Origin of the sequence: Pacificibacter maritimus (genome assembly GCF_003814915.1) — a bacterium.
Classification (GTDB): Bacteria; Pseudomonadota; Alphaproteobacteria; order Rhodobacterales; family Rhodobacteraceae; genus Celeribacter; species Celeribacter maritimus.
In genome coordinates, this window is record NZ_RKQK01000001.1 from 126328 (window position 1) to 138798 (window position 12471).

Sequence of the window (12471 nt, forward strand, 5' to 3'; positions counted from 1 at the left end):
ATTTTGGGCTGATTTTTGCACGTAACATGGGCTAAAAGAGCCATAATCAGTGAAAAAACCAGAAAACAAGGACTGCGCTATGACTAAACTTTATGGGATCAAAGCCTGCGATACATGCCGTAAAGCGGCTAAAACTCTGGCTGTCGACATCTCAGATATTCGCGCAAACCCATTGCCTGCGTCAGATTTAAAACGGTTCTATGCGCAATTTGGCGACGCTTTGGTCAATACGCGCTCCACGACATGGCGGGGCCTATCCGAGGCGGAACGCGCCCGTCCGCCATTGGACTTATTATCTGAACACCCGACTTTGATGAAGCGGCCCGTTATTGAAAAAGACGGCGCACTTTTCTTAGGGTGGGGCAAGGATGTTCAGGCCGAATTGGGCGTCTAAACCCTTTTGCCTATGCGCTTTTTAACGATGGCATCCAGTGATACTGGGCCAGCACCAAGCCCGAGCAAAGTTAATAAACCGAGCACCCAATAGGCGCGTTGATCCAAAATCAGCGCGTCTGAAGCGCGGTCAAACCATGCACCAATCGTGGCCGCATCCGCGCCATGGCCCACAATGTCAGTCACGCTTTGCACCACGATAAATCCGATCATCCCCAAGGCTGCGGGGCGCGTGGCGAGCCCGATGATCAACAAGGCTGGCAAGATGAATTCTGCATATGTGCCTGCCATAATGACCAGCCAATGAAACGCGCCAAAGGCGGAAACATCATAGCCTGCGGCCTCCATTTGGCGCGGGAAAATTTGTGCGTAAGCCCCAAGGGAAGGGGTGAAGACTCCGTCCAATTTGGTCAAAGCTGAGGCCCAAAAATAGCGTGCCAAAACCGCTGCAAATACGAACCGCGCTAACAGTGGAAGGTGGCGCGCAGTAAAACGATCTAAGCGATCAAACATGGTCGTACTCCAATTTTGTGATGGCGGCCCCCGAGATGAGCGTGCTGATAAATGTGGTTAAATCTAGGCTGTCTGGCGCGACTTCGATGGCCTCGCCCAAGGGCATTCCTGCTTGCAGGGCTTCGATGATTTTGGCCGTGCCACTTGGAAATGCTGTGGCTATAGGATCTAGATCAGGTCGCGTGATGATGACATCTTGTGCCTGCGCGGTCGGTTTGGGGCCGCCCAGTGCCGCCCTACGGATGTCGCAGGCTGGAAACTTAAACCTGAGGACTAACATCGCGGGGGCGAACTGTACGCGCGCTGAAAATACATTCGGGTTTTCAAAGCTTTCAGCAGCTATGGGGGCGGCGTCCGCTGCATGATAACTGCGCCGCAACGCGTATTCGAGGGTGGCGACTTCAGCCAAATAGGGCAGGCCGGCGGCGGGTTGGAATTGCGCAATAAACTGGGCAAATTCTGCGCCATACAGTGCCAAAATGGGTGACCGAGGTGGGGTCTTACGAATGTAGATATCTGTCATCGCCGCGAAAAAATCTTTGCCGACAAGCGATTCTACTGCAGGAAACCCATCTTGCATCGCCGCTTTCAGGCCAACCATGATATTATTTTGGTAAACCGCGAACCGCTTTGGGGCAGCGCCCCCATCGGGACCGACGATGCCCTGTGGAACGGGTTTATTGGGATCCATCGCAGCCGAGATGAATTGTTTTTGGCTTATCGTCTGTGTCATGCGGAAACTGGTGTCAAAAGATCGGCTGCGCGTTGGGCTTCGGCTGTCAAAACAGACCATTCAGGCACATCTGTATCCCATTCAATCAAGGTCGGTTTGGGGCCGCTTTTGGCAATTGTATGCTGATAAAGCGCCCAGACAGGGTCGGCAACTTCGCGTCCGTGGCTGTCAATCAACAGTGGTGCGCCGTGATCGTCGATATCCTCATCATGTCCACCCAGATGGATTTCGCCGACAGCTGCAAGCGGGAAGGCATCTATATAAGCGCGCGCATCCATTTGTAGATTTGTCGCAGAGATAAAGACATTGTTTACATCCAGCAGCAATCCGCAACCTGTGCGCTTTGTCACCTCGGCTAGGAAGTCAACTTCGCTCAGAGTGCTTTCTGCAAACGCCAAATAGCTGGAGGGGTTTTCCAGCAACATTTGTCGCCCAAGCGTGTTTTGAACCTCGTCGATGTGATCGCAAACTGTTCTCAGCGTTGTCTCGGTATAGGGCAGGGGCAAAAGGTCATTATAAAAACCCATATCATGCGTGGACCAAGCAAGGTGTTCGGAAAAAGACGCAGGCTGCAGCCAGTCATTGAGATACTTCAACCGTCCTAGGTGGTCTGGATCAAGGCGGGTTTCTCCGCCGATCGACAGGCCAACACCGTGAACAGAGAGGGGAAAATGGTCAGATAAGGCGCGTAGTTGCGCCAAGGGGCGTCCGCCTGCGCCCATGTAATTTTCGGCATGGATTTCAAGCCATGTGACAGGGGCTGCACCTGCCAAAATATCGGAAAAGTGCTGCGGTTTATAGCCCACCCCCACAGAATTTGGCAGTGATTGTTCGATATGTGTCATTGCTTCCCCCCTTGTCTTTTTGATCAGAAAGTGAGCTGCCGCAACGGGGGCGGCAGCTCTGGCGTGCTTAGGACGCCATGTCGCGATCAAGTGGTTCCAACGACCCTTTGCGCATCATATCGTCCATGCCTGCTGGCAATTCCATTGTTTCACATGTGCCCGCTGGGACCAACGACCAAGCGTTGCCTTGGTAATCAACTGTCGAGGTGCCTGCGCAAGTTGTGCCTGGACCTGCTGCACAATCATTTTCACCTGCAAGTGAAACGCCGTAGCATTTTTCGGTTGCGCCTTCGGCTGCAGCCGTTGTTGCGTGAGCAGACAAAGCAGCAGCAAGAGCGCCAGCGAGTGCGATTGATTTTGTGTGTTTAGACATGAGGTATCTCCCAAAGTTTCATGCGTTTGCGCCAGATTTGGCGGTAAAGGCATGATGGGCGACAAGGGTTGTAACAGACCAGTCACAGGGTCGTGTCCCACGTGTGTGTCAGAAAATGAAACAAACGAAAATGTGTATTGCTTGTGAATGGTCATGAAAAAAGCGACCCTGAATGAGGGCCGCTTCTTTTTTTTTCAATAGCTTATCGTTTATGCAAGGTCGGGTGCAGTTGCTTCGATCTTGAGTTGCGCGATCAAGTCGTCCAAGCCCGAGACCGATGTTTGTTTCTCACCGAGGCGTCGAACTGAAACAGTTTTCTCTTCGACCTCACGTGCACCGACAGCCAATATTACAGGAACCTTGCCCAAAGAATGCTCGCGCACCTTGTAATTGATCTTTTCATTGCGGGTGTCTGCTTCGGCGCGCACACCTGCGGCACGCAGTTGCGCGACCACATCATGAACATAGTCATCTGCATCCGAAATAATCGTCGCAACAACCACCTGACGCGGGGCCAGCCAGAAGGGCAATTTACCCGCATGGGATTCGATCAAGATGCCGATGAAACGTTCGAATGAGCCCAAAACAGCGCGGTGCAACATCAAGGGGCGGTGCTTATTGCCATCTTGCCCGACATAGCTTGCATCCAGACGTTCGGGCAAGTTCGGATCAATTTGCAGCGTGCCACATTGCCAGTCGCGGCCAATCGCATCGGTCAAAACGAATTCCAACTTAGGCCCGTAAAACGCCCCTTCGCCTTCTTGGATTTCATACTCATAGCCCGCCGCTTTGATCCCGTTGGCCAAAGCCGCCTCGGCAGCATCCCAGCTTTCTTCAGACCCAACACGTTTTTCTGGGCGGGTGGACAGTTTGACTTTCCACTGATCAAAACCAAGATCCGCATAGACTTTCGCCAAAAACGTCACGAATTTCTTGGTTTCATCTTCGACTTGATCATCTGTACAGAAAATATGCGCATCATCTTGGGTAAAGCCGCGCACACGCATAATGCCGTGCAATGCGCCTGAGGGCTCATAGCGATTACACGAGCCAAATTCGGCCATGCGCAAGGGCAGGTCGCGATAGGATTTCAGGCCTTGGTTGAACACCTGCACGTGACAGGGGCAGTTCATTGGTTTCAGCGCATTGATGGCCTTTTCGCGGGCATGTTCTTCGTCGACTTCAACGATAAACATGTTTTCTTGGTAGTTTTCCCAGTGGCCCGATTTTTCCCACAGCTTGCGATCCACAACCTGTGGCGTGTTCACTTCGACATAGCCGTCGGCCTCTTGCATGCGGCGCATGTAGTCTTGCAATTGTGTGTAGATTTTCCAGCCATTCGGATGCCAAAAAATCTGACCTGGCGCTTCTTCTTGCATGTGGAACAGGTCCATTTCGCGGCCCAACTTGCGGTGGTCACGTTTGGCGGCTTCTTCCAGCATCGTCATATGCGCTTTTAGATCGTTGCGGTTTTTGAAGGCCACGCCGTAAATACGCTGCAACATCGGGCGTGAACTGTCGCCAAGCCAGTAGGCCCCTGCAACATGGGTCAATTTAAACCCGTCCGCAGGCACTTGGCCTGTGTTTTGCAAATGCGGCCCACGGCACAGATCTTGCCAATCGCCATGCCAATACATGCGCAGGTCTTCGCCTTCGGGGATCTTGTTGATCAGCTCGACTTTGAAGGGTTCGCCTGCATCCTCGTAATGTTTGATGGCGCGGGCGCGGTCCCAAGTTTCGGTTTTGACGTCATCGCGCGCATTGATGATTTTTTTCATCTCGGCTTCGATGGTGCCCAAATCTTCGGGTGTGAATGGCTCTTTGCGATCAAAGTCGTAGAACCAGCCATAGTCGCGCACAGGGCCGATGGTGACTTTGACATCAGGCCAGATCGCTTGCACGGCGCGCGCCATGATATGCGCCAGATCGTGACGGATCAGTTCAAGCGCTTGATCGTCATCTTGCAATGTGTGGATCGCCAAAGACGCATCCGCATGGATAGGCCATTGTAAATCAAAGTGATTGCCATCGACAGTTGCGGAGATTGCTTTTTTACCCAAAGACTTAGAAATGTCAGCAGCCACTTCGCCGGGCGTGATGCCTGCGTCATATTCGCGGATTGAACCATCTGGAAGGGTGAGTTTGACTTGGGCCATTTGGGCTCTCCTCGTCATTTTGGCGCCTACCAAGCGCCCGGTTGCGGGTCTGTGTTCGCCCGCTTTTTGGTCTTACAAAAGGGGCAAGTCAACCCATTTTGATGCTGGCTCACAATTGCAAACAGCGGTCGGCCTTGATACCGAGTATACAGATATACGGAGCGAGCGATGACAGAGTTTCTTGAAACGCCCTCAGGGCGCAAAATTGCCTATCACAGAACCGAAGGCACTGGGGTTGGCGTGGTTTTCCTAGGCGGCTTTATGTCCGATATGGAAGGCACCAAAGCTGTGGCTTTAGAGGTTTGGGCCAAATCTCAGGGGCGGTCGTTTTTGCGCTTTGATTATTCTGGCCACGGGCAAAGTTCAGGCGAATTTCAACAAGGCTGTATTGGCGATTGGGCCGAGGACGCACAGGTTGCAATCACGCAGTTGACATCAGGTCCGCAAATTTTGGTGGGGTCATCCATGGGGGGATGGATTTCTTTGCTTTTGACCCAGCGTCTGCCTACAGACAAGATCGCAGGGCTGATAGGTATCGCAGCCGCCCCTGATTTCACCGAAGACAGTATGTTTGCAGGGTTTTCTGAAGATCAACTCGCGGAATTGAACAGCACAGGTGTGGTGCTGCTGCCATCAGATTACGGCGCACCTTATCCGATCACCAAGCGCTTGATCGAAGATGGACGGCAAAATCTAGTCTTGCGCAGCCCTTTGCCTGCCCCTTTCCCTGTGCGGTTGTTGCAAGGCACGCAGGACACCTCCGTTGATCGCGCCGTTGCTTTGAAGCTGCTCGATCACATCGACGGCGATGATCTGCGTTTGTCCTTTGTTAAAGGGGCCGATCACAGTTTTTCCAGCCCCAGTTGTTTGACGCAAATTGAAGCGGCGCTGAGTGAAGTTTTGTCTGCACTTGAGGCATAATACACAGCGATCGCCATAGTCTCGGCGATTTGTAGCCGCAAAACGCTGAGCTGGCTTGACCCCGTGGCAATCCTTCGCATTCTGGGCGCAATTGATGGAAAAAAGGCGCAAACCAAGATGAACGAACCAGTTGTGCTTATCCCCGGATTTATGTCGGATGGGCGGGTTTTCGTAGATCAGATCCCCGCTTTAAGCCGCAATAGATCGGTGCAGGTTGCCCCTTTGTTGGGGGAAACTTTAGAAGACATAGCGGAATTCGTTTTGGCGCATGCACCGCCTAAATTTGCTGTTGCGGGCCATGATTTGGGTGCGACTGTTGCCACTGAAATCTTGCGCCGCGCTCCAAGCCGCGTGACCCGTTTGGCGCTGATCTGTGCATCAGCGCAAGGCGAAACACCAACTGCGGCCGCTGCACGAGAACCACGTTTGGTGCGCGCCAAAGCGGGACGTTTGGGGGAAGTGCTGTTAGAAGAATTGCCCAGCACCACTTTGGCCGAAAGCCCGCACCGCAATGCCATTCGGGATCACTGGATTGATATGGCTTTGGAAATAGGCACAGAAGCCTATCTGCGCCAGACCAAGATCATGCAGCGCCGCCCTGATTTTCAAAATGTCCTGCGTCGCGCGCGTTTGCCATGCATGGTGATCGGCGGGGCTGCAAACACCTTAGTGCCGCCTCGTCGCCAAGAATTTATGGCCGAACTTATGGCGCGCGCTGACTATGTTTTGCTGCACGGGGCAGGGCATCTACCAATGCTAGAGGCGCCAAACGCCTTGACGAAGGCATTGCTAGATTGGCTCGATATAGAAGCGCCCTTACTGTTGCGTTAAACACCAAGGGCCATCGAGACCGTGAAGATTGCGTCAGCCCGCGTTTTCGTCGATGAAATCTAACACCAGCGGGCGAATGTTATTGCGCCAGCTTTTACCTGCAAAGATGCCGTAGTGGCCCGCACCAGGCTCAAGGTGAAAAGCCTTTTTGCTGTCAGGCAGTCCAGTGCATAAATCAAGCGCAGCAACACATTGGCCGGGGGCGGAAATATCGTCTTTTTCGCCTTCAACCGCTTTTACGGCGACATTGGTGATTTGGCCGATGTCGACTTTTTTGCCTGCGACCACGAATTCATTCTTCGCGATTTCCAAGCCTTTAAAGATGCGGTCTACGGTCGATAGATAGAATTCAGCAGTCATGTCCATCACTGCCAGATATTCATCATAGAACTTATTGTGGCGGTCATGGTCGCTCGCCTCACCTTTGGCCGCGCGATTGATCTGATCGCTGAATGCTGTGGCATGGGTTTCGGCGTTCATCGAAATAAAAGACGAAAGCTGCAAAAGTCCCGGATAGACTTTGCGACCAACGCCTTTGTATTTAAAACCAACGCGTTGGATCATGCTGTGTTCAAGCTGGCCCATGGTGACGCTCCGCCCAAAGTCGGTCACATCCGTGGGCGCAGCGTCTGGATTGATCGGTCCGCCGATCAAGGTGAGTGATCTAGGCTGCGCTTTGGGATCGTCTTGCGCCAAATAGGCCGTGGCAGCTAATGTCAAAGGTGCGGGCTGGCAGACGGCAATGACGTGAATGTCTGGCCCTAAATGTTTCATAAATTCAACAAGGTATAATGTGTAATCTTCCACATCAAACTTGCCTTCGGACACGGGGATGTCACGCGCATTGTGCCAATCGGTGATATACAGTTCACAATCGGGTAGCAGCGAGATCACGGTTGAACGCAACAAGGTCGCGTAATGGCCAGACATGGGCGCGACCAATAAGACTTTGCGCGGCATTTCCTCACGTCCTTGTACCTTGAAATGCACCAGATCGCCGAAAGCCTTGTTCACTTCGATATCGATATCGACCAAATGATCGCGGCCATCTTCACCGACAACTGTGGTGATGCCCCAGTCAGGTTTTGTCGCCATGCGAGAAAAGGACCGTTCTGTGACTTCTCCCCATGCTGCCAGCCATTGCAGGGCAGGGTTTGGCATCAAAGCGGCCGCAGGATAGGCACCCATAGCTTGTGCAGACGCCCCCAACCATTGGTTGGTGGTGCGGAGGGTTTCCATCAAATCGTAGCTCGCCATTAACCGCATCTTGGTCTCCGTTCTGCCGAAATCTTCGGCCTATCTCGCGCTTGCCACTTGGAAACGCTGCGCCTTCGTGCTCTCTTTAAGGAGTGTATAGGCAATTCGTTTGTATGATATATTAAATTGCTGCAGGTGCATAATAATTTAAGCGAGGGCGACCAGATGACAACCCATGACGATGCTGGAAATGATGCAAAGGGCCGTGATTTGGATGTTATGACGGCCAATATCGCCAAAATCGAGGCTCTGTCGAACCGTTTGATTGCCGCGATGGCCCGCAAAAAACCTATACCCGTCGCGCTGCAAGGGCCAAGTCAGGATCTTTTCGCCAAGGCGTCATCGGCCTATGTGGCGGAAATGATCAACAATCCCGCGAAGATCATTGAACATCAGATCGGATATTGGGGTAAAACCATGACCCATCTGGCTGAGGCACAGACAAAGCTGGCCAAGGGCGATTACACGCCAGCGCCAGATGATGGTCCAAAGGATCGCAGATTTTCCAATCCTTTATGGGACACGCATCCCTACTTTAATTTCGTTAAACAACAGTATTTGTCCAATGCGCAGGCCATGACACAGGCCGTGCAGGATATCGAAGGGCTGAACGCGACCGACCGCAAGCGTATGGATTATTTTGCCAAACAGATCGTCGATATGCTGGCCCCAACCAATTTTCTGGCCACCAACCCTGACGCCTTGGAACAAGCTGTGGCGACCAATGGCGATAGTTTGGTGGCGGGGCTGGAAAACCTTGTGCGCGATGTGGAAAACAACGACGGTGAAGTTGTGGTGAGCTTGGCGGACACAGAGGCCTTTGAGGTCGGGCGCAATCTTGGCACAACCAAGGGGTCAGTTGTGTTTCGCAATCGCATGTTCGAATTGATCCAATATGCGCCCACGACTGAGCAGGTCCATGAAACGCCCCTGTTGATCTTTCCCCCATGGATAAACAAGTTTTATATCCTTGATATGAAAGAGAAAAACTCTCTGATCAAATGGGTTGTCGATCAGGGCTATACCCTGTTTGTAGTCTCTTGGGTGAACCCCGATGAAAGCTATGCACAGGTGGGGATGGACACCTATATCGACGAAGGTTTCCTGACCGCTATAGATCAAGTCAAACAGATTACGCACAGCGATCAGATCAACGTCACGGGCTATTGTATCGCGGGAACGACCCTTTCAATTGCCTTAGGACTGATGGCGCAGCGCAAGGATACATCTGTGAGATCCGCCACCTTTTTTACAACCTTGACCGATTTTTCAGATCAAGGCGAGGTAGGCGTCTTTTTGGATGACGATTTTGTCGATGGGATCGAAGCAGAGGCCACACGTGCGGGCATCATGCGATCCTTTTACATGTCGCGCACCTTTTCATACCTGCGTGCCAATGATTTGATCTATCAGCCTGCCATTCGATCCTACATGTTGGGCGAGGCGCCGCCTGCCTTTGACCTGCTGTACTGGAACGGCGATAGCACCAATTTGCCTGCAAAAATGGCTGTCGAATATTTACGAAACCTCTGCCAAGGTGATCTTTTGGCCACCACTGGATTTCCTGTTCTCGATCACACTGTACAACTGTCAGATGTTTCTGTGCCTGTTTGCGCTATTGGCTGCGAGACAGATCATATTGCCGCTTGGACCAGTTCTTACGCGGGTGTGCAGAAAATGGGATCGCCCGATAAAACCTTTATCCTCTCTGAGTCAGGACATATCGCAGGCATCGTAAATCCGCCCAGCAAGCTGAAATACGGCCATTATCTGAATGCCGATATGTCCTTGCCCGCTGAGGCTTGGAAGAAAGGCGCTGACTTTACCAAAGGCAGTTGGTGGCCCACTTGGGACGCATGGCTCAAACCGCAGTCAGGCCCATTGATTCCTGCGCGTCGCATTGGCGATTCTGGCGCTTCGGTTTTAGGTGACGCGCCTGGAACCTATGTGAAAGGCGGCTAAGGCTTTGCTAAGCTTGAGTTTTGGCAATCAAATGCTGCAATGCAGAAACTTCACTTGAAATGCTGCACTGCAGCACGTATATTGTTGCTGCGATACAAGCGGATCTGTTTGAGAATTCCCTCAGACGCCTCCGCACAGAACATAAGTTCAGGAGATTACACCATGGCCGCGAATGACGATTTTACAAAAATGATGAAAGACATGATGGGCGCGTTCCCAGTCGACATGACTGCATTTCAAGACGGTTTTAAAACCAATGCTTCACTTGGCGATAAAATGTCCAAGGTTGCTATTTCTGCAGCGGAGAAATCTTCCGAGATTTCAGCCAAATGGACAAAAGAAACTTTGGCAAAAGTGTCTGATATAACAGCCGTCAAAGACGAACCAACAGATTACACCAAAGCTTTGACAGATTTCGCTTCTGCGCAGGCTGAATTTGCTGCCGAAAACATGGCCGCTTTCGCAGAAGTTGCGAAAACAGTGCAAATGGAAACAGTCGAACTGATGCTTGCCGCGGGCAAAGACATGAGCGAAGACGTGACCGCAGCTGCCAAAAAAGCGACTGAAGAAGTAACCAAAGCGACGAAAAAAGCGACAGCGACAGCGAAATAAGCTGACGCATCTTTCGCGATCACACGTTTAAAAAGCAGGCCCCTTATTTCAGCGGGCCTGCTTTGCTATTTCTAGCTCTCGCTCACGGTTGATTTTCTATTTCCCCGCCTTTTCTTTTGCTTTTCATTCTGCGCAGGCATAGTCTCTTTAAACGCGAAACTTAGAAAGGCGAGCCCATGTCAGACAGCAAAAACGAGACGCTTTTGATCAAGCGATATGCGTCGCGCAGGCTCTACAATACCGAAACGTCTGACTATGTAACCCTTGATGATATATCGGTTTTCATTCGCGAAGGGCGCGATGTGCAAATCATTGACCTCAAGTCGGGCGATGATCTAACCCGTCAATATTTGCTCCAAATCATCGCCGAAAACGAAAGCAAAGGCGAAAGCGTTTTGCCACTTGATGTCTTAACGGATTTGGTGCGCAGCTACACGACCGAAGTCAATTCTGTGGTGCCGCAATTCTTGGCGCAAAGCTTTGAAATGCTACGTGGTGGGCCTGCTGGCATGATGGATAACATCGGCGCTGGGATACCCAAGATCCCCGGTATGGAAGCTCTGCAAGCACAACAAGAAGTGTTTTTAAAAGCGATGACAGGCGGCATGTCTGGCGTTTGGCCACCCCAATCCGCCTCCGCGCCCAAAGATGACGATGCAGCACGTGACAAAGAAGATCTGGCAACGATCAAACAACAATTGGCAGAGTTGCAAGAAAAACTATCAAAGATCACCTAGAGTCTTTGCCAGCCCAAAGACCTGAAAAGCCGCAGTGATTTGCGGCTTTTTCTATATTTCCCCCTCACAGCACAGCTAGGGGCTGACAGCCTGCCCATATCGCCCTAGCGTGCAATCAGAGATACAAAGGGTTTCGGAATGAATGATACTGCCGCACGGCTTAGTCTTTGGGGATTAGAAGTCTTCCTTGCCGCGGCTGACGAAGGCTCCGTTTCGGCAGCTGCCAAACGATTGGGGGCATCGCCATCCTCGGTGTCGCAACAATTGTCAAATTTAGAAACGGCCCTTGGAACTGAGGTGCTAAACCGTCGCGAACGCCCGATGACCCTGACACCTGCAGGGCGTATTTTGCGGCGACGGGCTTTGACGATTGTCAGCGAAGCCTCCCATGCACGATCCGAAATCGCAGGACTTGATCTGTCGCAACTCAGTTCTTTGCGTCTTGGAATGATTGAAGATTTCGAAGCTTCCGTGACCCCAAGCCTTTTATCGAATATGGCGGGGTCTTTGACGCATACGCGCTTTGAATTGGAAACGGGGCCGTCACACCGTTTGTTGGATCACTTGGAACACCGTAGCCTAGATGTGATTGTTGCCGCTGAATTTTCTGCTGCGGATTGGATCATCTCGCATCCGCTTTTGACCGATCCCTTTGTCGCAGTCACGCCCAAAGGGATGGGCGCGTCTTTAGATGACCTACAGGGCGTGGCTTTCATCGAATACACGCGTCGCCATGCGATGGGGCGCGAACTTGCCACGCATTTGTCGCACCAAGGGTTTCATCTGTCGCATCGGTTTGAAATGGACAGCTACCGCGCGATGATGGCCATGGTTGCAGGCGGTGTAGGCTGGACGATCTTGACAGCTCTTGGCGCGCAACATGCTGGGCGCTACGCCAATGAAATCGAAGTCCACCCTCTGCCTTTCGCGCCGATGTCGCGGGGTATTTCGGTCTCGGTACGCAAAGACGGGATGGAAGATATGGCCGCTGAAATAGCGGGGCAATTGCGGCCTTTGATCAATGCACAATTGGTCCAGCCCGTTATAGAGGCTTGCCCGTGGCTTGATGGACAATTGAAACTTTTAGCGTAAAACGCCGCGCAGTTGATCCGCACGACGTTCGATTTGTGCAATTTTT

The 12471-nt window shown here is 52.0% G+C and carries 13 protein-coding genes; 7 read left to right on the plus strand and 6 right to left on the minus strand.

Going from position 1 to position 12471, the window contains the following annotated elements:
* The first annotated feature begins 79 nt into the window (after positions 1-79).
* The gene (locus EDD53_RS00515; RefSeq protein WP_123791254.1) at positions 80-394 is read left to right on the plus strand and encodes an ArsC/Spx/MgsR family protein; all 315 of its coding nucleotides are present in this window, start codon (positions 80-82) and stop codon (positions 392-394) included.
* Here the strand turns inward: EDD53_RS00515 and EDD53_RS00520 are convergent.
* From EDD53_RS00520 to thrS, 5 genes are all read right to left on the minus strand, one after another.
* Positions 391-906, minus strand: coding sequence for a DoxX family protein (locus EDD53_RS00520; protein ID WP_123791255.1), 516 nt, complete (start codon positions 904-906; stop codon positions 391-393). The two genes, EDD53_RS00515 and EDD53_RS00520, sit on opposite strands and share 4 nt — an antisense overlap.
* Positions 899-1639: an HvfC/BufC N-terminal domain-containing protein gene (locus EDD53_RS00525; RefSeq protein ID WP_170162652.1), complete on the minus strand. Its 741-nt coding sequence runs from the start codon at positions 1637-1639 to the stop codon at positions 899-901. The genes EDD53_RS00520 and EDD53_RS00525 overlap by 8 nt, the downstream gene beginning before the upstream one ends.
* Positions 1636-2484: an MNIO family bufferin maturase gene (gene bufB / locus EDD53_RS00530; RefSeq protein WP_123791257.1), complete on the minus strand. Its 849-nt coding sequence runs from the start codon at positions 2482-2484 to the stop codon at positions 1636-1638. The genes EDD53_RS00525 and bufB overlap by 4 nt, the downstream gene beginning before the upstream one ends.
* 67 nt (positions 2485-2551) lie before the next feature.
* Positions 2552-2857, minus strand: a complete 306-nt coding sequence (locus tag EDD53_RS00535; protein ID WP_123791258.1) for a BufA1 family periplasmic bufferin-type metallophore — start codon at positions 2855-2857, stop codon at positions 2552-2554.
* Positions 2858-3066: 209 nt separating this feature from the next.
* Positions 3067-5013 (minus strand): threonine--tRNA ligase, encoded by a 1947-nt coding sequence (gene thrS / locus EDD53_RS00540; protein ID WP_123791259.1) that lies wholly within the window; start codon positions 5011-5013, stop codon positions 3067-3069.
* A 168-nt stretch (positions 5014-5181) separates the two neighbouring features.
* On the opposite strand from thrS, the gene EDD53_RS00545 reads away from it, so the two are divergent.
* Together EDD53_RS00545 and EDD53_RS00550 are read left to right on the plus strand one after the other, a co-directional pair.
* Positions 5182-5934 (plus strand): alpha/beta hydrolase, encoded by a 753-nt coding sequence (locus EDD53_RS00545; RefSeq protein ID WP_123791260.1) that lies wholly within the window; start codon positions 5182-5184, stop codon positions 5932-5934.
* 117 nt (positions 5935-6051) lie between these two features.
* Entirely contained in the window at positions 6052-6765 is a 714-nt protein-coding gene (locus EDD53_RS00550; protein ID WP_123791261.1) for an alpha/beta fold hydrolase, read from the plus strand.
* Between the two features lie 33 nt (positions 6766-6798).
* Here the strand turns inward: EDD53_RS00550 and phaZ are convergent, their stop codons facing one another.
* Positions 6799-8031, minus strand: a complete 1233-nt coding sequence (gene phaZ, locus EDD53_RS00555; RefSeq protein WP_123791262.1) for a polyhydroxyalkanoate depolymerase — start codon at positions 8029-8031, stop codon at positions 6799-6801.
* Between the two features lie 156 nt (positions 8032-8187).
* On the opposite strand from phaZ, the gene EDD53_RS00560 reads away from it, so the two are divergent.
* The 4 genes from EDD53_RS00560 to EDD53_RS00575 all read left to right on the plus strand — a co-directional run bounded on the left by EDD53_RS00560 (position 8188) and on the right by EDD53_RS00575 (position 12425).
* Positions 8188-9984 carry a PHA/PHB synthase family protein gene (locus EDD53_RS00560; protein WP_123791263.1) on the plus strand — a complete coding sequence of 599 codons (1797 nt, stop codon included), beginning with the start codon at positions 8188-8190 and terminating at the stop codon, positions 9982-9984.
* A 162-nt stretch (positions 9985-10146) separates the two neighbouring features.
* Complete coding sequence (locus EDD53_RS00565) at positions 10147-10596, plus strand: Phasin (protein ID WP_123791264.1); 450 nt, start codon at positions 10147-10149, stop codon at positions 10594-10596.
* A gap of 176 nt (positions 10597-10772) precedes the next feature.
* Positions 10773-11333, plus strand: coding sequence for a polyhydroxyalkanoate synthesis repressor PhaR (gene phaR / locus EDD53_RS00570; RefSeq protein WP_123791265.1), 561 nt, complete (start codon positions 10773-10775; stop codon positions 11331-11333).
* A gap of 138 nt (positions 11334-11471) precedes the next feature.
* A complete protein-coding gene (locus EDD53_RS00575) occupies positions 11472-12425 on the plus strand; it encodes a LysR family transcriptional regulator (protein WP_123791266.1) in 954 nt (317 codons plus the stop codon).
* The last annotated feature ends 46 nt before the right edge of the window (positions 12426-12471 follow it).